The following is a 21,263-nucleotide window of genomic DNA, read 5'->3' on the forward strand; positions in this document are numbered from 1 at the left end:
TTTGTCTTGTGGAATTTCTTTGGAGAAATCAATAGAGGTCAATCGGTGTTTTCAGTAAGTTGATTCATCAACTTGCCGGAGAAAATCGTCATTGATTCTTTTGAGGATCAATGTTTCATGGATGAATCGTATGAATTCATCCCATAGCCAGCCCCAGCTGCCATGCCCGTATCTGACCGATGCATGTCCGCGCTTTCAAAGGAGCCAGTGATGACCCCCCATCGTCGGCAAGGCCTGACCATTGCAGCATTGGCTTTTGCCACCGCTGTCTGTGGTCCGGCATTTGCACAGGACTACCCCGCCAGGCCGATCACCGTGGTGGTCGCCTATCCCGCAGGTGGTGACACGGACGCCATGGCGCGCCTGTTCGCCGAAAAGCTCACGGTGCGTCTGCGCCAGCCCGTGGTGGTGGACAACCGGCCCGGGGCGGGCGGCACCGTGGGCAACAACCTGGTTGCGCGGGCCGTGCCCGATGGCTACACGCTGCTGTTCACGCCCAACCCCTTCACCATCGCCCCCATGGTGATGAGGCTCCCTACTGCCGCGACCTATGACCCCTTGAAAGGTTTCACCCCCGTGGTGCAGACCGCCAGCCAGGCCGTGCTGCTCGTGGCCCATCCCTCCACGGGATTCAAAAGCGTGGCCGACATGGTGGCTGCGGCCAAGGCCGGCAAGACGCTCAGCTACGCCAGTCCCGGCGCAGGCTCGCCCATGCACATAGGTGCCGAGTGGCTGAACCGCGCTGCCGGAGTGAGCATTCAGCATGTGCCCTATCGCGGCGTGGCACCGGCCGTCAACGATGTGGCAGCGGGCCATGTAGGACTGGCCTACGTCACGCTGGGGCCGGTGGCCCAGTACATCCAGGCGGGCAAGCTGCGCGCGCTGGCCGTGACCGACCCGAAGCGTTCGCCCCTGCTGCCCGATGTGCCTTCGCTGGCGGAACTGGGCTACAGGGACATCGCCGCGGGTGCCTGGAATGGCTTCTTCGCGCCCAAGGGCACGCCGGCCGCCGTGGTGCAGACCTTGAACACCCATCTCAACGAGATCCTCAGGATGCCGGAGGTGGCGGCAAAGATGGCCACCTTCGGTGCCGTGCCCGTGGGCGGGTCGCCGCAGGTGCTGGCCGATGTCAACGCTGCCGACTACGAGCGCCTGGGCAAGGTGATCCGCGAACTCGGCATCACCGCTGAATGACATGAATACCTCGAATTCCACGCTGGGCCGCGAGACGGCCCAGGTCACGGCGCTGTCCAAGGTACTAGGTCGTGCCCAGTACGCGGGCGACCTCAAGCTGCCGGGCATGCTGCATGCCAAGCTGTTGCGCAGCCCCTATCCGCATGCGCGCATCGTGCGCATCGACATTGCTGCAGCGCGTGCGCTGCCCGGTGTGAAAGCCGTGCTGACCGGGGCAGATGCACCGCGCACGCCCTGGGGCGTGAGCCACAAGGAGCGGCGTATCCTGGCCGACGGCCTGGTGCGCTTTGCGGGGGAAGAGGTGGCAGCCGTGGCTGCCGCCACAGAAGAGATCGCCCGCGATGCGCTGGACCTGATCGAGGTCGAGTACGAAGAACTGCCCGCCATCCTGTCGCCCGAGGAAGCCCTGGATGAAGAAGCGCCCGGCGTTCATCCGGGCCGGGGCAACATCGCCCACGAGATCCGCTTCGAGCGCGGCGATGCCGATGCCGGATTCGCCGCAGCTGATCTGGTTCATGAAGCCACGTACACCACGCATGCGCAGTACCCGGGCTACCTGGAACCCATGGCAACCCTGGCCTCCATCGACGCCGATGGCCGCCTGTTGGTACAGACCTCCACGCAGTCGGTTTTCCTGGCGCGTGCCCGGCTGGCGGCGGCGCTGGAGCTGCCGGTGTCCGCCATCCGCGTGGTGCAGGCCACCACGGGCGGCGGCTTTGGCGGCAAGATCGTCGAGGACGACAACCAGCTCGTGGCGGGCCTGCTGGCCCTGCGCACCGGGCGGCCCGTGCGCCTGGTCAACAACCGGCTGGAGGACTTCCTGGCCTGCTGCTCCAGCGTCCCCGAGCGCATCACGCTCAAGCTGGGCATGGCGCGTGATGGCCGCATCCTCGCCAAGCAGGTGCACATCGTTGCCGAGTGCGGTGCCTATGCGGGTCTGTCGGCCGAGGTCATGCACGTCAGTGCCATGCGCAGCGACAACATGCACAGGCAGGGCAACGTCCGATCGCACGCCACCCTGGTCTATACCAACAACCCGCCGCACGGCGCGTTCCGCGGCTTTGGCGGTACGCAGATGCTGTTCGCGCTCAACAGCCACATCCACATCATGGCCGAGCAGCTGGGGCTGGATCCGGCCGAAGTCCACAAGCTCAATGCAGTGCAAGCCGGCGACGTGACAGTGCATGGCTGGAAGATCGGCAGCGCCGGCCTCAAGGAGTGCATAGACCAGGCCACCGATGCCATCGACTGGCGCGGCAAGCGCGCCCGCCCCCGCCAGGCCCTTGGCGCCCGCCGCAGGGGCGTGGGCATGGCCGCGGCCATGCATGTCAGCGGCAACCGCACCATGGGCAACTGGGACGGCTCCACCGTGGTGGTGCGCATCCATGAGGATGGCCAGGTGCTTGTGCTCAGTGGCGAGTGCGACATGGGCCAGGGCGCGGCCACCATGCTCAGCCAGATCGTCGCCCATGAACTCACGCTGCCGTTGTCGCAGGTCCGCGTGGCCGCACCCGACACGGACAGCACGCCCTTCGCCATAGGCTCGCTGGCCTCGCGCGTGACCATGGCTGCAGGCAATGCCGCCATAGGTGCCGCGCATGCGGCCCGCAGCAAGCTGCTGGCCCTGGCCGCCGTCGTGCTGGAGGCGCAGGTAGACGACCTGGAGCTGGCCGATGGTCAGGTGCGCGTGCGCGGCACCGACCGTGCGGCAGGCATGGCCGAGCTCGCACGCCAGCACATCTGGCGCCATGGCGGCGAGGGCATACAGGTCAGCCACACCTGGGATGCCAAGACGCAGATGCACGACGCCCAGCTGCACGGCAACATCGCGCCGGCCTATTCCTTCGCGGCCCAGGCAGTGGAGGTCGAGGTCGATACGGAAACCGGCCAGGTCCTGGTGCTTGACAGCTATGTGGCCGACGACTGCGGCAAGGCGCTGAACCCCGTCGCCATCCATGGGCAGACCAACGGGGCCACCGTCCAGGCCATGGGCTGGGCCCTTTACGAGCAACTGCACCTGGAAGGCGGGCGCCTGGCCAACGGCAACTTCGCCGACTACACCATGCCAACGGCCGACGCCGTGCCCTTGCTGCGCGGCGGCTTTGTCGAGTCCAACGACCCCAACGGCCCCTATGGCGCCAAAGGGGCCAGCGAAACCGCCATCCTGCCGGGAGCGCCTGCCATCGCCAACGCCGTGTACGACGCCATCGGCGTGCGCATATGCGATCTGCCGATCACGCCCGAAAAAATCCTGGCGGCGCTGCGCGCACGCGCCGAGGAGGGCCGTCATGCATGACTTCGACTTCCTGGAGCCCACCTCGGTGGCGGAGGCCAGCCGGTTGCTGGCCGAACTGGGCGAGGACTGCCGCGTGATCGCCGGCGGCACGGCCTTGATGCTGGGCATGCGCCAGCGCATGCTCGCGCCCACGCACCTGGTCTCGCTGGCTGGCATCGATGCGTTGCGCGGCCTGGACTTCGACCCGGTGCGTGGCCTGCGTATCGGCGCCCTGGTGCGCCATGCCGAACTGGCGGCCTCGCCGCTGGTGTCGCATCACTACCCTGTCCTGGCCGGCATGGCGCAGCGCATGGCCAACCCGCAGGTGCGCAATCAGGGCACGGTGGGCGGCAATCTCTGCTATGCCGACCCCTCCACCGACCCGCCCGGCTGCCTGATGGCATTGGGCGCCCAGATCGTGCTGGCCAGCGCAAGAGGCGAGCGCCTGTTGGACATCGAGGACTTCCTGGTCGACTACTACGCCACGGCGCTGGAAGGCGACGAGATCGTCAGCGAGATCCGCGTGCCGCCCATGGGGCAAGGAGACGACCGGCGCAGCGGTGTGTACACGCGCTTTCTGCGCACAGCGGCCGAACACCGGCCGCTGGCCAGCGTGGCCCTGGTGGCGCACACCGCCGGGGGCATCTGCCGCGACGCGCGTCTCGTCGTGGGCGCCTCTACGCCCATACCCGTGCGCCAGCGGCGCGCCGAGGGCTTTCTTGAAGGCCGTGCCCTCACCTGGGCCTTGGCGGCCGAGGCGGGTGACATCGTCGCGGCCGACATCACACCGGTTTCGGACCTGCGCGGCTCGGCGGATTTCCGCCGAGAAATGGTGCGCGTCAACGTGCGGCGCACCGTGGCCGAACTGTTTGGCCTGGACCTGGCACTGGAACAAGGAGAGCTGGCATGAGCCGACATCGCATCGAATGCACCGTCAACGGCGAGCCCTGCAGCGTGGACGTGCCTGCGCGCCGGCTGCTGTCGGATTTTCTGCGTGATGACCTGCACCTGACGGGCACCAAGCGCGGCTGCGAGACGGGCGTGTGCGGCGCCTGCTCGGTGCTGCTGGATGGCGAAGTGGTGAAGTCCTGCCTGCTGCTGGCCGTGCAGGTCCAGGGCCGCGCGCTCACCACCATCGAAGGCCTGGCCGACCGTATTGCTGGGGATGCGGGCGCAGACCCCTCACAACGCCTGCACCCGCTGCAGCAAAGCTTCATGCAATGGGGCGGCCTGCAGTGCGGCTACTGCACACCGGGCTTCATCATGGCCGCCTGCGATCTGCTGGGGCGCAACCCCCTTCCCGGCGCGGACGAAGTTCGCCATGGCCTCAACGGCAACCTGTGCCGTTGCACGGGCTACACCCAGATCGTGGAATCGGTCCTTGTGGCCGCGGAGAAAATGCATGGAAATTGAGAAAACCCTGACTGTTTCGGCCTCGCGAGAGCGGGTATGGGCCTTGTTGCTCGATCCCCAGGTCATGGGAGGTGCCGTGCCGGGCATGCAGTCCATCGAAGTGGTCAGCCCCACCGAATACGTGGCGGTGATGCACCAGAAGATCTCCTTCATCAGCGCCAGATTCAAGCTGCGCACACGCATCGTCGAGCAACGCGCTCCCGAGTATCTGCGCGTGGAAGGAACGGGAGAAGACACCTCGGTGGCCAGCTCGCTCAAGCAGCGCAGTGAAATCTTCCTGAGCGCCACGCCGGATGGAGGCACCGAACTGCGCATCAAGATCGACGTGGACCTGCTGGGCCGTCTGGGCGCATTCGGCCTGAGCGTGATGAAGACCAAGGCCGACCGAATATGGGAGGAGTTCGGTAACAATCTGGCCGCGCGGCTCGAAGGCGGGGGAGGGGAGCCCGCTGCGGGCAAGGCGACCGTGCAGGCGCCTGCACCTGTCGCGCCCGCGCCGGCCTCCGAGCCAGCCGGGGAAACGGTGGCGCAAGCCCGGAATTCGCCAGCACCAGCGCCAGCTTCGGAGCTCTCCTCCACGGCCCAAGACCTGCGGGGCCGTGGCTGGTGGGGACGGCTAATCGGCAGCTTGAGCGGTGAGGGCAGCGCGGGCGCTGCCGACACCATTCATGTCGAGCTGCGCCGTGGCGATACCACGGTCAGCGTCCAATGGCCGGGCGCGCGCGCCGAGCAGTGCGCGGCGTGGCTGCGCGACTGCCTGCGCTGAACGCAGACCCGGCCGAGCACATCATCCGCGCGTGATCACCGCACAGGCCAGGCGCGCCCCGGAATTGCCGGTGGGCTGCGTGGTGTAGTCGTCAGGGTCCTTGTGCACGATCAGGCCGCGGCCCACCACGCTGTTGGGACTCTGATCCAGTGCCAGGCCGCGCGAAACGAAATCTATGCTGGCCATGCCTTGCGCGTCGGACCGCAGGCTGGGCAGATCCCCTGCGTGGTGGACAGCGGAATCGAAGCGGCCATGGGCGTGGCCGGTGGGGTTGAAATGGCCGCCCGCGCTCAGGCCATCAGGGCTGGAGCAATCGCCTTTCTCATGGACATGAAAGCCATGCTCGCTGTTAGGCGCCAGCCCCTGAACCGAGCCCTGAACGCGCACGCTGCCATCGGCCTGGGCAGTGAACTGCAGGCTGCCGCTGACCTTGCTGCCTTGCGTGGGCTGCAGCTGGGCCATGGCCACGTTGCGGGCGGCAGGGGCTGCGGTGACGGCTGCCGGGGTGGACGCCGCGGCTGCGGCAGGAGGCTTGGCCTGGCTGCCGCAGGCCCCAAGGGCCAGCACCATGCCGGTTGCCATCAGCAGCTTCACGGCGGTGGACGGGGTGGATGGGGAAGCGTTCAAACGCATGGTGGCAATCTCCTGGTTGATATCCGTGCTGGAAAAGTTGTGAGGCGCATTGCGCGCAGCCGCCATCTTGCAGCGTGCAATACGGTGGATATGTCGGAGAGGGCAGCGTTGTGCGCCTGCGCGCATCAGCGTATCAATCGCATCGAAGCGTCAGCGCGAGGCTTGCGCACCCGCTTCAGGCTGGCCCGCGTAGCTGAGCAGGCGCTGCAAGGCGCGGTCCCGGATGCCGAGGCGCTTGAGTTCATCGAAGGTTGCGCGCGCATAGTCATGCGTGCTGCCATAGATGCCCTTGGCCTCGCTGAAGATGCGGCGATAGTCTTCGGGCGCCAGCTCGCCCGTGTGATTGGGGCTTTGACGGGACAGCGTGAACGCCAGCGCCTGCACCGTGCCCTGGCCGGTGCGGCAGGGCAGCCAGCGGGGGTCATAGACGGCATTGGCCATCTCGCGCTGCCACAGCTTTCTCATGACGTCATGGCCGTGGTGCCGGGGAATGCGGAACACCATGCCCTGGCAGCTGCCGCCGGACAGCATGCCAAAGACCAATCCAGGATTCTGGGGCGTGCCGCGGTTGATGGTGCTCCACATCTTCAATGCCCGGTGCCAGCCAAAGACACGGGCCGTGCGGCGTTCGCAGAAATCGAAATCCGGCCGCCAGATCAGCGAGCCGTAGCCAAAGATCCAGAGGTCATCGCTTCCGCCCCATCGGTGCAGCGCCTCGTCCAGCATGGGCTGGGACTCTCGGCGGGCAAATGAGAATTCTGGCAGGGCGGACATGGGCGCTGTGGCGTGAAGGAACAATGACGTTTTAACGCCTGTCGGCCCAAACGGTGCACAAGCGCCTGCGTTGCCCTTGCACGGCCGGTCTTTTGTCTCTGCGGCGCCACAGTTCGTGCCGGGTGGCATCACGGGGCTTGGGCGGTGCGCAGGGCCGTTGGCGGCGGCCCTCTACAATCGGCCGGTTTTTCGCAGTCTTTCTGGTTTCCTTCAACAGTTCATTCACGGAGAGTGCTTCATGTCCTTCAGTCAATCCGACGACGACAGCCAACAACGTTTTGCCCTGGGCTTTTTGTTTGCGCTGATTGCGCTCGTCGTCTCCACGGTCGTGGGTGTCGTGGTCTACCAGCGCGGCATTGCGCATGGTCCTGCAAAGACGACAACCGGCGCCACACCTGTGCCGGCGATGGCGCCTGTGGTCCTGGAGGAAGACGTGGCGCGTGTCGTTGTCGAAAACGGCGTGGTCAAGTTCTACTTCGCATCGGCCAAGGCCGAGCTGGCGGCTGGCGCCAATGAAGCGCTGGCCGATGTGGTGGCTGGTGTGCAGGGCGGCAAGCGCGCCGTGATCTCTGGATACCACGACGCCACCGGCAGCGCCGAACTCAACGCCGAACTGGCCAAGAAGCGCGCCCTGGCAGTCCAGGCTGCCCTGTCGGCACTGGGCGTGGCCGAGGAAAAGGTCGAACTCAAGAAGCCCGAACAACTGCAGGCCGATGGCAGCAATGCCCAGGCCCGCCGGGTGGAAGTGATCCTGGTGGATTGAACCGGATCAGCAGTGCGGCTGGCAGCAGCCGCAGCTAAAAACAAAGGCCCGGAGCGATGAACGCTCCGGGCCTTTGTTTTTGGGGCTGCGTGGATCAGGAATTGCGCAGGGGATCGAACTTCTCGCCGCCAGCTGGCTGCACGCCGGCATGGGCGCGTGAGTTCTCCTGTATGAGTTCTATCTTGTAGCCGTCCGGATCCGTCACAAAGGCAATCACCGTGGTGCCGCCCTTGACGGGGCCGGCCTCGCGCGTCACGTTGCCGCCGGACGCCTTGATCTTCTCGCAGGCGGCATAGGCATCAGGCACGCCAATGGCGATATGGCCGTAGGCCGTGCCCATGTCGTAGGACTCCGTACCCCAGTTGTAGGTCAGCTCGATCTCGGCCTGGCCAGGGTTGCCGCCCTCGAAGCCCAGGAAGGCCAGCGAGTACTTGTACTCGGGGTTCTCTGAGGTTCGCAGCAGCTGCATGCCAAGAACCTGTGTGTAGAAATCGATGGAACGCTGGAAATTGCCAACGCGCAGCATGGTGTGAAGGATTCGCATCCACGGATTGTGCCGGGATTTGGCGGTCTCTTCACGCGCTCGGCCATGGGGTGAGGTCGCTTCAGCCCCACCGCGGCATCGGTCGCGGGCTCCTGCCCGGACGCGTGCATCTCATCCACAGACTCCCGCGTGGTCCGGATGCTTGGCCTGCAACGCATTCAACCACCGATTCAACTATCTGTTGAATTCTAGGAGTGCTCCCTAGGACTGACGCCCGAATTCGCAGCAATTGGGCCAAAAAATCAGACAAATCTTAGATTTTGAAGTGGAAAAATCAGATTAATCCAATTAAATCCTAGTGCGTCACTGCCTAGAATAGGAATGTTCTTCTTGCTAATTTTTTGAGTCATGAAAAATTTCGTCTTGCGGATACTGATTGCCGATGACCATCCGGCAGTTCTGGCAGGCATAGAAAGTGTTTTGGAGGAAAAAAATGAGATAGAGATTGTGGGTCGAGCGAAAAACTCCACGGAAATCATCAATTTTCTCAGGCAGAACGAATGCGATGTGCTGGTGACTGATTATTCAATGCCCGGCGGAACTTATGGCGACGGCCTGGTCATGCTGAATGTCATCCGGCGACGATTTCCCGGCGTCAAGATCGTGATGCTGACCATGATTGAGAATATTGGGATCATCAAGTCGCTTGCCAATCAGGGGATCTACAGGATAGTCCATAAAACAGATTCTTTGGGGAGCCTGGTGCCGGCGATCTATGCGGCATACACAGATGGTCAATTCATTTCGCCGAGCGCAAGCAAACTGCTTGGCGGCGAATGGCTCGGGGCGGTACGAACATCGATAGAACTGTCAAAGCGTGAAGAGGAAGTTCTGCTCCTTTTCATTTCTGGAATGACAGTGTCTGAAATAGCGAAAAAACTCTATCGCAGCATCAAGACGGTCAGTACGCACAAGGTGGCGGTCATGAATAAACTGGGCATCCGCAAGGACATTGACCTCATTCGCTATGGAATAGAGATGGGATGGATTGATGCCAGAAAATAGTCCCGGTCATGGCAAAAGAATGCTAGTTGCCACAAACGATCCGATGGCCCCATATTGGATACAGCAATGTTGCAAACAGCAAGGAATTTTTCACGGCATTCAATGGATCAGCAATACGGATGAGCTCCTGGCGGAACTGAAGAAATTCAATGCGGATGCGGCCTTTGTGGATATGGATTTCATCGGCGAAAAGCTGATGAGGTTCCTCAATGATCTGGCACTGTCTGAAGTGGATGTTCCCATCATCCTTGTCAGCAGCTGCGAACCAAGAATATTCCATGCGGTCGCTGACTATGCCCGGAGCCTGGCACTCAACATCGTCTGTGCAATATCTCGCTCCAGAATGGCAAGAGAGGTGCCGGTCAACGGGGATTTCCTGCTGCGTATCCTGGGGCGGACCAAGACGGAGGGCCAGCCCAGGACGATCTTGCCGATCCCGAGGGCAAGGTTGACGAACGCTTTGCACAGCGGCGAAATCGTTGCCCATTTTCAACCCTTGCATCATGCAGGCTCGGGCAGGATCATCGGGGCGGAAGCCTTGGCCCGGTGGCCTATTTCGGCCACGGAACTGTTGCCACCTGCTGCGTTCATGAAGGCCATCGGAGACCATGGATTGATGCATGAGCTCACTCTCCAAATGCTCCTGCAGTCCATCTCTTTCATCAAATCGGCAGCACCTTCAGGGCAGTTCATCTGCAGCATCAATGTATCCGCCTCCCTGGCGGCATCCTGGGAGTGGATGGATTCGGCATTGCGCGTGATCAGGGATGCAGGTGTCTCCCCTGAAAATATCGGTTTTGAGGTGACGGAAGATGGGGCGGATGATCTCGACAAGTCTCTGGGCGGTGTCATTGCGAATTTACGAATGAGTGGCTTTCAGTGCGCAATGGATGACTTTGGCGTGGGCGGCTCAACCCTAGGGCGCCTGCTTAGCGTTCCTTTCAACCAGATCAAGATTGACAAGGCTTTGCTGCATGCTGCAAGAAACCAGGCCCATGCAAAGAGAGTGCTGAGCAAAGCGGTGTCGCTTGCGAAAGATGTTCGGGCACAGGTGGTTGTTGAGGGAGTGGAGGACGTTGATGATCTGGGAATGATCAGGAGGATGGATGCCGATGTCGCCCAGGGATTCTTGTATTCCAGAGCACTTTCCTGCAAAGATTTTATCGACTACATGAGGCGATCATTGGCCTGAGCAATGGCTGTATATCGATGTCCAGATGGAAATCCATAAAAAAGAAATTGCAGAAAAGGAAGATCTTCTGCTTCTGGCCAGATATAACAAGAGACTGCTTTTTGGTGGGGGGCTGATCTTTTCTTTCCTTGTGATCATTGTCGCGTTATTTGCGGCATCGTTCGAGTTCAATGATTTCATGGAGGAAAGAAGGTCAATTTTTCAGAACAAGAGAACTAGAATTCTGGTGGAGATAGAAACAAAGCAGGTCATCATGATGCGTGGAATAATCGCATCAGAATTGCTTTGGGGGCAAGCGCATATATCACAACCGGCGGGAGTTGGCAGGCCGGGCGCTATGATCACGGGTGTGAGTCCGGTGGTTTTGCTCGAGGATAAGGGCGACAAGCCTGCATGCAGGCGATACAGGGACATGCTGGAGGAGCTTGCATACCTGGCAAACTCGAGTTTTCTTCAGGATGGAAGAGCCATATCTGTATATGCCTTCAGTCCGGATGGCGGGTTCATCGGTGCTCTCCTGCCTCAGATTCCAGATGAGCCTGAGCGGGAACGGATGCTCTTGGAGCTTCAGCAACAGATTGCCGGGCTGCCGAAAGACAAAGGCGTTCCACTTCATTCCGGACAAGTGCGCCACCCCATTTGGCTTCCCCCGACCAAAAGTATTCTGACGGGTGAAATGTCGTTCCAGGTTGTTGTTTCTGCATTCCATAGGGGTAAGCCATTTCTCACCGTGGTGAGTGACATGCCTACCCAGCATATTGAGAATCTGATGCAGCAAGGTGAGGATAGAAGTTCCTTTCTGATCATGGACTCCCAGGGAAGCGTTGCCCTGGGTGTTGAACCAGAGGGCTACAGCAAAGCGGACTTCTTTGATATTGAATCATCGAAATTCCAAGGCAACCTGGTGAGTCGCTATCTTCTGTTCAAGTATGGTGCTGTATACAAGGATGGTTTTTTTCATTACTACTCGAGGATATCGAATACGAACATGATTCTGCTCCACGTTTTTTCGTGGAAGGATGCGGTTTTTCTAAAGGGAAAATCGTTCGTATATTTGATTCTTTCGTTGATATTCATTGTCTTGTTCTGGTGCTTTTTGATATATTTCTACGAAAAGGTATTTATTCCAATCTATGAAAAGGCAAAGAATGTTTTCGATACCGAGCAGCTGAGTCGAACCATCATTGCCATGGCTCCTTACGGATTGGGTCTTCTTGATTTCAAGGAGAAAAAGATGCTGTTGGAGAACAGCATGATGTTCAAATACAAGGAGAGTGCAGTACTGCGTGGCCCGGTCCCTGGCGAGCTATTGATCGGTTATTTCCACAGAGTTTATGTGGAGAAATATCTTGGTGGCGGGAAAAGTGACTATGTGCCCGTGTCCAGCGAGGTGGTGATTTCCAACGATGGAACCATTGCAGAGCTGTCCATGATCATGGTGAAGGCAAAATACCAAGGTCGGAACGTGCTGTTGTGCGGGTTTGCCGATATCACGGCTCACAAGCAGGTCCAAAGAAGCCTGGAGGATGCAAAGAAGGCTGCGGAAGAGGCAAACCATGAAAAATCATCTTTTCTCGCCGTAATGAGCCACGAGATACGCACTCCACTCAATGCGATACTGGGGAATCTGGAAATACTGGGAAGAAGCATTCTGTCCATGGAGCAGAAAACACGGCTGGACATCATTTCGAATTCCTCACATTCTCTTTTGTCTCTGTTGAATGATGTCCTCGATTTCTCGAAGGTCGAGTCTGGTCAGATGAGTGTCGAGATGGCCGGATTCGATCTCAAGTCTGTGATCAGGCAGGTGGCATCCATCTATAAACCCTTGGTGACAGAGGCAAAAATTGAATTTTCCCTGACCATCGATGATTCGCTGAAGTCTGGATATCTTGGCGATGCTGAGCGCATCAAGCAAATACTCAACAATCTTCTCAGCAATGCCTTGAAGTTCACCAAGAGTGGAAAAATAGAGGTATATGCATCCGACAGATCCGGCGAGCTGAACATCAAGGTATCCGATACTGGAATAGGTATTCATCATTCGCAGCATGCGTTCATCTTCGATGCGTTCAAGCAGGCCGGCTCGGAAATCGCCACGAAGTTTGGAGGAACCGGACTTGGGCTGACGCTGTGCCAGCGGATGGCCCACCTCATGGGAGGGGAGATCCGGTTTTCAAGTGTCCTTGGAAAAGGCAGCATTTTCGAGCTGGTGCTGCCCGCATACCATGCGCAGCCCGCATCATCCGCTGTCGCTTGGGAGGATGGCGATGTCCTGCTTTCGGAGGACGAACGAGAGGATTTCTCGGCAAGGATTCTGGTGGTGGATGACCACCCTGTTAACAGAATGCTGTTGCTGGATCAGCTGAGGATCATTGGGTATGAGGCCGATTCTGCAGAAGGAGGGGAATCTGCCTTGAGCATGCTGGCACAGCTGGCCTATGACCTGGTTCTAACCGACCTGCAGATGCCCGGCATGAACGGTTATGTGCTTGCACAGCACATCCGTAAGGATTACCCCGGGATTAGAGTGGGGGCAATAACGGCAAACGCAGGCAAGCATGAAAGGGATAAATGTGCCAAATTCGGCATATCCGACATCATCGTCAAACCAGCCTCCCTGAAAAGCATCAAGGAATTCATTGATAGAAATATCGGTAAGTCCGGGGTTTGCCAAGTGGATGCATTGCCGGCAAGAACAAGCAAGATTTCTGGCTACCGTGACATTCTTGTCTCAACAACACAAGCATCCTTGATCTCCTTGAAGAAATCCTTGGAAAAAAGAGATCTCGTGGCTGTGCATAGGGAAATTCATGCCATGAAGGGGGCATTTGCAGTGGCAGGGTTCAATGACATAGTCCAGGCGCTTGATAGGATTTCTTCTCTTGTCAATGCGCGAGATTTTCGAGCGGTCGATGTGGAGCTCGTGAATTTCATGGACGTTCTGAAAGATTTGTGAGAAAGGTTGAAAGCCGGCTGGTGTCAGGTTATTCATATTTACGCGCCATGGACTATAAAAAATACCTGAAAATATCCGTATTGTTGGCGGACGATCATCCTGGGATAATATCAGGTGTCAGGCATGAATTGTCTGGTGAGTCAGAAATTGCATTGAATGGGAGTGTTTCAAATTCAACCGATCTGATTCAAAAGCTGGAAGAGGGAGGTTTTGATGTGCTTGTATCCGATTACTCCATGCCGACCGGGCAATATGGAGATGGACTGCATCTATTCGGATATATATCGAGAAGATTCCCAAAATTGGGTCTGGTGGTCCTGACCATGCTGGATAACTCGGCAATACTGCAGGCTCTGGGTCGTGTCTCGAACATCAGTATTGTCAGCAAGGCCGATCCGGTGCTGCATCTTGTTCCCGCGATCCACGCGGCATTCACTGGCGGAGTTTATTTTTCGCCAGCCATCGCCGAGCGGCTGGAAAGAGGTGGTGCGGGCGGGTTGGGCGGAGTGCAGGGGGAGAGAAGAGTGCCTGCCGAGCTGAGCCCCAAGGAGTCCGAGGTAGTGCGGTTGTACGCTGCTGGCCTGCGCATTGATGAAATTGCAGCCAAGCTCAACAGGAGCAAGAAGACCATCAGCACGCAAAAAGTCAAGGCCATGCAAAAACTCGGCATAGAGCGAGACATAGACCTTATGAAATATGCCTTGGAATGTGGGTGGGTGACATCATCGAGATCTCAATGATGCATGTTCATTCCGCCTTCAGTGCCTGTATGTCCTGGATGACTGCTTCAAGCTGGAGCTCCAGCAGCGAGAGCGAATGTCTGTGATATGCCAGCCCATCATGGCCCATGCGGCTTTCCAGGTCGGCGCACCGTATTGACAACTCGACCAGATCAAAGAATCTCAGTGAGCCAGACAGGTTGTGAAGCTCTCTTTGCACATCTTTGCAGTTTGGGCTGGATTTGATGGTTGCCAGAGAAGAGCGCGCAGATTCCAGGAAGGCATTTCTGATGGGTGGCGCAATTTTCTCGAAGTGGACGACTTCGTCAGTCGGCAGGAGGTTGTCGGGGTTGGGATGCGTTGAATGGATCGCCATCGTCAGCGCATCAAAAATCCCCTGCGGTGAATGCCAGGATACCGCGATGATGCGGGCATTGATCACTCTGGGCTGCATGGGATGGCTGGCTTCACATTCGATGATGCGTGCCGCTCCTGCCACCAGGCGGTTTTCGTCCTTGGCATTCCATGAAGTCTTCGGCCCGCACAGCACGACAACGTGGAACTTCTGTAGCCGATCCTGGCGAATCACGGTGGGATGGCGGCATGCCGTGGTCACCAAACCCCACTCCTTGAGCAAAGGGAGCAGATGGGTGTGCTGATCGTCGCATGACGAGATGAACAGAATCTGCTGTCCTGAAAATGGCAGATGGGGCCGCAAGAGTGCATCTGCGACAGGTGTCGTTCCAAAGGCGGTCAGTAGCTTGTCAGGACGGCGTGCGGTGGGGGCACTGTCCGGGGCGGAGATCTGTTTTGTCATGGAAGGCCGAACGTCGGGGGCCGGTCTCTACAGCGAGAAATTTTAAGATGCAGATCAGGCCGACTGATTGAACCACGGCATCCATCCACAGTGCATGTCTAAGGGCATGTGCGCGTGCTTGCCGCGATTGCACGGGGCCAGGCCTGGGCAATGCCGCCCTGCAGAAGTGCAGGCACGCCAATTCAGGTGCACGCTCCAGGTGGGGCCAGAATGAAAAAAGCCTGCAAGTGACTGCAGGCTGTTTTCATGGAGGCGTTTATCCAGGGCTTCAGATGGCGAACTGGGCGCGATCCTTGTCCTTGATCCAGGCGGGCGGCTTGCCGCGTCCGGTCCAGGTGTCACCTGTCTCTGGATTGCGGAACTTGGGAGCCACGGTGGAGGAGGCGCGGCGTGCCGTGAAAATGTCGTCGGCTGTCAGGCCGTAATCCTGAACCAGACCGCGAATCTTGGCGATCACATCACTGACTTCTTGCTTGCGTGCTGTCTGGATCTGGGCCTCAAGTGCTTCGCGCTGCGCCAGAAGTTCTTTGTATGTGTTGCTCACGGTAGTTTGCCTTTCATGGATTGAAGCGCGAATATTAACTGTTTTTTAAGAACCGGTTTGCATGCTTTCGATTATTTCCCCCTATGACCACCATTGCCCGTCCCGAATGCGTTCAAACTGCCAGGTAAACCTTGGGTAAAGAGCCGTTGCGCAGTATGGCGCTGTATGTTCTGCGGGTTTTCAAAATCCTGTGCACCCTCGCTTTCGGGCTGGGCGGAACTGGATAAGCCGTGACTCCGGGTTCTTGGCCGGCGGTGCTGGTATTAAGCGATGCAAGGGCCGCGCTTTACCCAAACTCCGGTGCGGATTCGGAATCCTTCAAGTCCAGTCTGTACGCTGCTTGCCAGATGAGATGCGAACAAATCAGAGGGTGTGGCCGTCCCGTCGACGTGCCTTGTGCAAGCGTCTGGATTTTTCTGTGCAATGCTGTTTATTTGTACAGTATGATGCAGTCATGAGCATCGATCAGATCGCCTTCGCACTCCCCGCAGCCCTTGCCGTCTGGCTGTCCCAATCCCGTTCCGCCGCGCTTCGGCGATGGGCCTGCCTCTTCGGCCTGGGGGGCATGCCGTATTGGATTTACAGCGCGCTGTCTGCCGGGCGCTGGGGCATGTTGGCCTTGGCCTGCGTGTTTGCGCTGGGGTGGCTTTGGGGGCTGTGGGTGCATTGGCTGACTCCCCGGCGGCGTGTGGCCATGGATTCGGGCCTTGGCATGATCCAGATCACACCGGGCACCCGCTGATGCTTGGGGTGGCAGCCAGCAGCCTTGCGTGGTGCCGATCCTGCAGACGAGCAGGTGTTTTGCAGGCGCTGCGCATGATGCGTTCGTGAATTTCAAGCGTTCTCACTGGAATTTGATGCAGGTAAAAGCCGAGTGTTTTGCTGGGTTGGTGTGATTTTCGAGCCGACGCGTTGAACGCCTGGACGGGCTGCGATCTCTATGCCCGGCCGTGCATGGCTGAAAGATCCGGACGGGAATTGCTGCAGCGTGTTCTGCCCTCCTGTGCACTGCGGTGGTGCACTCCTTTTCGCTCTTGGTGCAGGCTCACTGATCAGCCTGCTGCGCTGTGCTTTCGTGGATATTTCCGATGGATGAGTTTGGTCTTGTGCATAAAAAGCCACGGAAATCTGCAGTCTGTGCGGGTGCCGGGATGGCAGCACGCTGGCAGCGGCGAGCAAGTGCGAGGCATAGAATCGTTTGCATACAACAGGCAGCCAGCCATCCGACTTGCCTCTAAAAACCACGTGAAATAGCCCACCCCGCCGGCGGTGGGCTTTCTTTTTCGGGCCCTGCTGCGGCGTGCCTGACGCCTGATTTTTCAGTGCGCACCTATGGTTTGCACCTGTTGTCAACCACAAGGTTTGCATACGATGAAATTCACTCTCAACCAACAAGAGGTCGAGATCCAGGGCGTGAGCCCTGAGACGCCGCTGCTTTATGTGCTGCGCAACGACATGCAGCTCAACGGTCCCAAGTTCGGCTGCGGCCTGGGCGAATGCGGCGCATGCGCCGTGCTGATCGACGGCAAGGTGGCCCGCTCCTGCTCCGTTCCCGTGAGCGTGGTCCAGGGCATGAAGGTCACGACGCTGGAAGGCCTGTCCCAGGATGCGACCCAGGCCGAGCACGCCCGCGTGGCGCGTGACTGGGAAGCCGCCCATCCGGCCGCCGTGCCGGGGATGCCTGCCGGCGAGCCCGCAGCCGATGCACAGGGCAAGGCCGTCTACCGACTGCACCCCGTGCAGCAGGCTTTCATTGACGAGCAGGCCGCCCAGTGCGGCTACTGCACCAACGGCATGGTCATGGCCCTGGTGGCCTTGTTCGACCACAAGCCCACGGCCACCGACGAGGAAGTCACCCAGGCCCTGTCCGGCCACCTGTGCCGCTGCGGCACGCATGTGGAAATCATGCGTGCGGCTGCTCGCGCCCGCGTGCTGATCGCCCAGGGAGGTGCAGCATGAGTGCATCCAACCCCCTTCAACTGACGCGCCGCAACCTGCTCAAGCTGGGCGGCATGGTCATGGTCAGCTCGGTGGCGGCCGCTGGCCTGGTGGCTGAAAGCACGGGTACGGCGCCCGCCGTGGCCGGCGCCTTCCCCATTCCCCCCATTGACCGGGTGAGCAGCTTCATCGCCATTGGCGCGGACGGCAGCGTCACGGCCTACCACGGCCACGTGGACCTGGGCACGGGCATCCGCACCTCGCTGGCGCAGCTGGTGGCCGATGAGCTCGATGTGGAGTTCGAACGCATCACCATGGTTCTGGGCCACACGGGCCGCACGCCCAACCAGGGCCCGACCATTGCCAGCAACACCATCCAGGTGGATGCCATCCCCATGCGCAAGGCCGCCGCGCAGGTGCGCCAGCTGCTGCTGGGCCTGGCTGCCGAGAAGCTGCAGCAGCCCGTGTCCGCACTGACCACGTCCAAGGGCGCGGTGGTGGCCAAGGGCGGGCGACGCATCGGCTACGGCGAACTGGCCCAGGGCCAGGACCTGAACATTGCGCTGGACAAGGAAGTGCCGCTGCGCACCGGCGGTTTCAACTACATCGGCAAGTCCGTGCAGCGCGTGGACATTCCGGCCAAGGTGCTGGGCGCGCTGGCCTATGTGCACGATGTGCGCGTGCCGGGCATGCTGCACGGCCGCGTGGTGCGCCCGCCCTATGGCGGTGCCGATGCGTCGGCGCCGCTGGGCAGCAGCCTGATCTCGGTGAACGAACAGTCCGTGGCGCATCTGCCGGGCATCGTCAAGGTAGTGGTGCAGGGCGATTTCGTGGGCATCGTGGCCGAGCGCGAAGAGCAGGCCATTGCCGCCATGCGCCAGCTGGAGGTGAAGTGGAAGGACTGGGCCGGCGTGCCCGACCTGTCGCTGAACGCCATGCACGACACCCTGGTCAAGCACGAGAAGACCGACCGCATGCTGCGCGAGGACGCGGGCATTGACGAGGCCTTCTCGGGCGCCAAGAAGGTGATCGAGGCCGACTACGTCTGGCCCTACCACCTGCATGCCTCCATCGGCCCGTCCTGCGCCGTGGCCGAGGTGTCCGCCAGCCAGATCCAGGTCTGGACCGGATCGCAGAACCCGCACGACGTGCGCAAGGACATCGCCACGCTGACCGGCATGGCGGCCGACCAGATCAATGTGACGCGCCTGGAAGCCTCGGGCTGCTACGGCCGCAATTGCGCGGACGACGTGGCATCCGACGCCGTGCTGCTGTCGCAGGCCGTGGGCCGCCCGGTACGAGTGCAGCTGATGCGCGAGCAGGAAGCCGCCTGGGAGCCCAAGGGCACGGGCCAATTGATCCGCGTGCGCGGCGGCCTGGACGAGAACCATGCCGTGCTGGGCTATGAGCTCAAGACCTGCTACCCGTCCAACGACGCGGCTGCCCTGGCCCTGATCCTGACGGGCAAGGTGCCCAACAAGCCCAAGGTGCTGCAGATGGGCGACCGTACGGCCATCCCGCAGTACGAGTACCCCAAGATGCGCGTGGTCTCGCAGGATGCGGCGCCCATCGTGCGCGCTTCGTGGATGCGCGGCGTCTCGGCCCTGCCCAACGTCTTTGCCCATGAATGCTGGATCGACGAATGCGCCTACCTGGCCGGCGAAGACCCGCTGGCCTACCGCCTGCGCTACCTGAAGGACCCGCGCGCCGTGGCGCTGACGCACGCTGCGCACAAGCAGGCCGGCTGGCAGGACGGCCCGGCCCACCGCAACCCCGCGCCGGCCGACCAGCGCCTGGTCAAGGGCCGCGGCTTTGCCTATGCCCGCTACTACCACAGCAAGTTCCCCGGCTACGGCGCGGCCTGGGCCACCTGGATCTGCGACGTGACCGTGGATCGCGAGACCGGCGTGATCAAGGTGGACAAGGTCTTCGTGGCCCATGACTGCGGCGAGATGGTCAACCCGGCCGGCGTGCGCCACCAGGTGCACGGCAACATCATCCAGTCCACCAGCCGCGTGCTCAAGGAGTACGTGACCTTCGACAGCAAGGGCGTGACCTCGCTGGACTGGGGCGGCTACCCCATCCTGCGCTTTGACGAGCTGCCCGAGATCGACGTGCAACTGGTCGAGCGCCCCGGCGAAGACCCCATGGGCGCGGGCGAATCGGCCTCCGTGCCCAGCGCCGCCGCTGTCTCCAACGCCGTGTTCGACGCCACCGGCGTGCGCCTGCGCGAAGTGCCGTTCACCCCGGCACGCGTGCTGGCCGCACTCAAGGCAAAGGCTGCCGATGCAGCCCCGGCCGACAAGGCACAGAACTGAGAGCGGAGGACCGGAACATGCACACACTCAAGAAAATCACCCTCGGCGTGGTTGGCCTGGCCTCCGTGGCCGGCGCCGCCTTCTGGCTGGCCACGGGCCGCAGCGAGATCGCGCCCCTGCAGCAGATCCCGGTGCAGGAATTCAGCCAGCAGCAGATCGACCAGGGGCGCCGCCTGGCGCACATGGGCGACTGCGCGGTCTGCCACACGGCACCGGGCGGCCAGCGCAACGCAGGCGGCCTGGCCATGCCCAGCCCCTTCGGCACCATCTACTCGACCAACATCACGCCCGATGCCGAAACCGGCATCGGCCGCTGGTCGTACGAGGCCTTCGAGCGCGCCATGCGCCATGGTGTGGACCGCGAGGGCAACTACCTGTACCCCGCCTTCCCGTACACGGCATTCACCCGCGTGACCGACGAGGACATGAAGGCGCTGTACGCCTTCCTGATGACCGAGCCGGCTGTCTCCAACCAGGCACCCAAGACCGCGCTGAACTTCCCGTTCAACGTGCGCCGTGGCCTGGCCCTGTGGAATGCGCTGTACCTGGAGCCGGGCGAGCAGCCCGCGCCCGCCAACCAGTCGGGCGAGTGGATTCGCGGCGCCTACCTGGTCGAGGGCCTGGGCCACTGCGCCGCCTGCCACTCGCCGCGCAACCAGTTCGGCGCCGAGAAAAAGGGTGCCGACCACCTGGCTGGCGCCTTCATCGACGGCTGGGATGCGCCCGCGCTCAACGACAAGGCCGTGGCCCCGCTGCCCTGGACGCGCGAGGACCTGGTCCGCTACATGCAGACCGGTTTCTCGGAGCGCCACGGCGTGGCTGCCGGCCCCATGGCGCCCGTGATCGAAGGCCTGTCCCACCAGACGGCCGAGGACATCAACGCCATGGCCACCTACCTGATGTCGTACCGCAAGCCTGTGGCCGATGCCGCTGGCACGGGTGACGCCGAGGCGCTGGTGAAGGAAAAGACCGAGGTTGCCAAGCTGCCGGTCGACGCCCAGGGCTACCGCCTGTACCAAGGCGCCTGCATGGCCTGCCACCGTGCCGATCCCAGCGGCGTGCTGGCCGGCAGCAGCTTCGGGGTGCGTCCCCAGCTGTCGCTGAACACCAACCTGTACAGCGACTCGCCGACCAACGCCATCCATGTGGTGCTCAACGGCATCACGCAACCGGCGCGCCCGCAGCTGGGCACCATGCCCGCCTTCCGCCACAACCTCAGCGACGATCAGATCGCCACGCTGCTCAACACCATGCGCAGCCAGTACGGCCTGCAGCCATGGCCCGGCCTGAGCGACAAGGTCAAGGCCCTGCGCGAGGAAACACGCCCCGGCAAGGTGGCGGCGCACTGAGCTTGCGCCGCGTCATCTGCGCAGCCTGTGTGCTGCGCTAGGATGGCAAGGGACCGCTGT

General features: G+C 61.0%; 19 protein-coding genes. 14 read left to right on the top strand and 5 right to left on the bottom strand.

Annotation, left to right across the window (positions count from 1 at the left end; all coding sequences use genetic code 11):
* Nucleotides 1-210: 210 nt before the first annotated feature.
* The 5 genes from U6958_RS15960 to U6958_RS15980 are packed head-to-tail and all read left to right on the top strand — an operon-like array spanning nucleotide 211 to nucleotide 5,648.
* Nucleotides 211-1,194, top strand: a complete 984-nt coding sequence (locus U6958_RS15960) for a tripartite tricarboxylate transporter substrate binding protein (protein ID WP_074921281.1) — start codon at nucleotides 211-213, stop codon at nucleotides 1,192-1,194.
* Nucleotide 1,195: 1 nt separating this feature from the next.
* A complete protein-coding gene (locus U6958_RS15965) occupies nucleotides 1,196-3,490 on the top strand; it encodes a xanthine dehydrogenase family protein molybdopterin-binding subunit (protein WP_074921280.1) in 2,295 nt (764 codons plus the stop codon).
* Nucleotides 3,483-4,379, top strand: a complete 897-nt coding sequence (locus U6958_RS15970) for a xanthine dehydrogenase family protein subunit M (RefSeq protein WP_016447072.1) — start codon at nucleotides 3,483-3,485, stop codon at nucleotides 4,377-4,379. Before U6958_RS15965 ends, U6958_RS15970 begins: the two co-directional genes overlap by 8 nt.
* Nucleotides 4,376-4,882: a (2Fe-2S)-binding protein gene (locus tag U6958_RS15975; RefSeq protein WP_074921279.1), complete on the top strand. Its 507-nt coding sequence runs from the start codon at nucleotides 4,376-4,378 to the stop codon at nucleotides 4,880-4,882. The genes U6958_RS15970 and U6958_RS15975 overlap by 4 nt, the downstream gene beginning before the upstream one ends.
* Nucleotides 4,872-5,648, top strand: a complete 777-nt coding sequence (locus U6958_RS15980) for a CoxG family protein (protein ID WP_074921278.1) — start codon at nucleotides 4,872-4,874, stop codon at nucleotides 5,646-5,648. Before U6958_RS15975 ends, U6958_RS15980 begins: the two co-directional genes overlap by 11 nt.
* Nucleotides 5,649-5,669: 21 nt before the next feature.
* Here the strand turns inward: U6958_RS15980 and U6958_RS15985 are convergent, their stop codons facing one another.
* Nucleotides 5,670-6,281 (bottom strand): superoxide dismutase family protein, encoded by a 612-nt coding sequence (locus tag U6958_RS15985; protein WP_046985507.1) that lies wholly within the window; start codon nucleotides 6,279-6,281, stop codon nucleotides 5,670-5,672.
* 150 nt (nucleotides 6,282-6,431) lie between these two features.
* Complete coding sequence (locus U6958_RS15990) at nucleotides 6,432-7,055, bottom strand: gamma-glutamylcyclotransferase (protein WP_034348165.1); 624 nt, start codon at nucleotides 7,053-7,055, stop codon at nucleotides 6,432-6,434.
* Nucleotides 7,056-7,293: 238 nt separating this feature from the next.
* On the opposite strand from U6958_RS15990, the gene U6958_RS15995 reads away from it, so the two are divergent.
* On the top strand, nucleotides 7,294-7,818 hold the full coding sequence (locus tag U6958_RS15995; RefSeq protein WP_016447067.1) for an OmpA family protein: 525 nt from the start codon (nucleotides 7,294-7,296) through the stop codon (nucleotides 7,816-7,818).
* 94 nt (nucleotides 7,819-7,912) lie between these two features.
* Here the strand turns inward: U6958_RS15995 and gloA are convergent, their stop codons facing one another.
* A complete protein-coding gene (gene gloA / locus U6958_RS16000; RefSeq protein ID WP_026062330.1) occupies nucleotides 7,913-8,362 on the bottom strand; it encodes a lactoylglutathione lyase in 450 nt (149 codons plus the stop codon).
* Between the two features lie 348 nt (nucleotides 8,363-8,710).
* Between gloA and U6958_RS16005 the strand changes: the two genes are divergently transcribed.
* The 4 genes from U6958_RS16005 to U6958_RS16020 are packed head-to-tail and all read left to right on the top strand — an operon-like array spanning nucleotide 8,711 to nucleotide 14,258.
* A complete protein-coding gene (locus U6958_RS16005) occupies nucleotides 8,711-9,367 on the top strand; it encodes a response regulator transcription factor (RefSeq protein ID WP_016447065.1) in 657 nt (218 codons plus the stop codon).
* A gap of 19 nt (nucleotides 9,368-9,386) precedes the next feature.
* Nucleotides 9,387-10,559: an EAL domain-containing protein gene (locus tag U6958_RS16010; protein WP_074921277.1), complete on the top strand. Its 1,173-nt coding sequence runs from the start codon at nucleotides 9,387-9,389 to the stop codon at nucleotides 10,557-10,559.
* Between the two features lie 25 nt (nucleotides 10,560-10,584).
* Nucleotides 10,585-13,518 carry a hybrid sensor histidine kinase/response regulator gene (locus U6958_RS16015; RefSeq protein WP_017405167.1) on the top strand — a complete coding sequence of 978 codons (2,934 nt, stop codon included), beginning with the start codon at nucleotides 10,585-10,587 and terminating at the stop codon, nucleotides 13,516-13,518.
* 47 nt (nucleotides 13,519-13,565) lie between these two features.
* A complete protein-coding gene (locus tag U6958_RS16020) occupies nucleotides 13,566-14,258 on the top strand; it encodes a response regulator (RefSeq protein ID WP_016451730.1) in 693 nt (230 codons plus the stop codon).
* A gap of 7 nt (nucleotides 14,259-14,265) precedes the next feature.
* On the opposite strand, the gene U6958_RS16025 is transcribed toward U6958_RS16020, so the two are convergent.
* Together U6958_RS16025 and U6958_RS16030 are read right to left on the bottom strand one after the other, a co-directional pair.
* The gene (locus tag U6958_RS16025) at nucleotides 14,266-15,054 is read right to left on the bottom strand and encodes an Hpt domain-containing protein (protein WP_244160462.1); all 789 of its coding nucleotides are present in this window, start codon (nucleotides 15,052-15,054) and stop codon (nucleotides 14,266-14,268) included.
* A 268-nt stretch (nucleotides 15,055-15,322) separates the two neighbouring features.
* A complete protein-coding gene (locus tag U6958_RS16030; RefSeq protein WP_016447060.1) occupies nucleotides 15,323-15,598 on the bottom strand; it encodes an H-NS family nucleoid-associated regulatory protein in 276 nt (91 codons plus the stop codon).
* Nucleotides 15,599-16,052: 454 nt separating this feature from the next.
* Between U6958_RS16030 and U6958_RS16035 the strand changes: the two genes are divergently transcribed.
* The 4 genes from U6958_RS16035 to U6958_RS16050 all read left to right on the top strand — a co-directional run bounded on the left by U6958_RS16035 (nucleotide 16,053) and on the right by U6958_RS16050 (nucleotide 21,203).
* Nucleotides 16,053-16,340 carry a hypothetical protein gene (locus tag U6958_RS16035; RefSeq protein WP_074921276.1) on the top strand — a complete coding sequence of 96 codons (288 nt, stop codon included), beginning with the start codon at nucleotides 16,053-16,055 and terminating at the stop codon, nucleotides 16,338-16,340.
* 629 nt (nucleotides 16,341-16,969) lie between these two features.
* Nucleotides 16,970-17,557 carry a (2Fe-2S)-binding protein gene (locus U6958_RS16040; protein ID WP_074921275.1) on the top strand — a complete coding sequence of 196 codons (588 nt, stop codon included), beginning with the start codon at nucleotides 16,970-16,972 and terminating at the stop codon, nucleotides 17,555-17,557.
* A complete protein-coding gene (locus tag U6958_RS16045; RefSeq protein WP_012205755.1) occupies nucleotides 17,554-19,854 on the top strand; it encodes a molybdopterin cofactor-binding domain-containing protein in 2,301 nt (766 codons plus the stop codon). The genes U6958_RS16040 and U6958_RS16045 overlap by 4 nt, the downstream gene beginning before the upstream one ends.
* A 17-nt stretch (nucleotides 19,855-19,871) precedes the next feature.
* Complete coding sequence (locus U6958_RS16050; RefSeq protein ID WP_074921274.1) at nucleotides 19,872-21,203, top strand: cytochrome c; 1,332 nt, start codon at nucleotides 19,872-19,874, stop codon at nucleotides 21,201-21,203.
* Nucleotides 21,204-21,263 lie beyond the last annotated feature (60 nt).

This window comes from Delftia lacustris (assembly GCF_040267515.1).
GTDB classification, from domain to species: domain Bacteria; phylum Pseudomonadota; class Gammaproteobacteria; order Burkholderiales; family Burkholderiaceae_C; genus Comamonas; species Comamonas tsuruhatensis.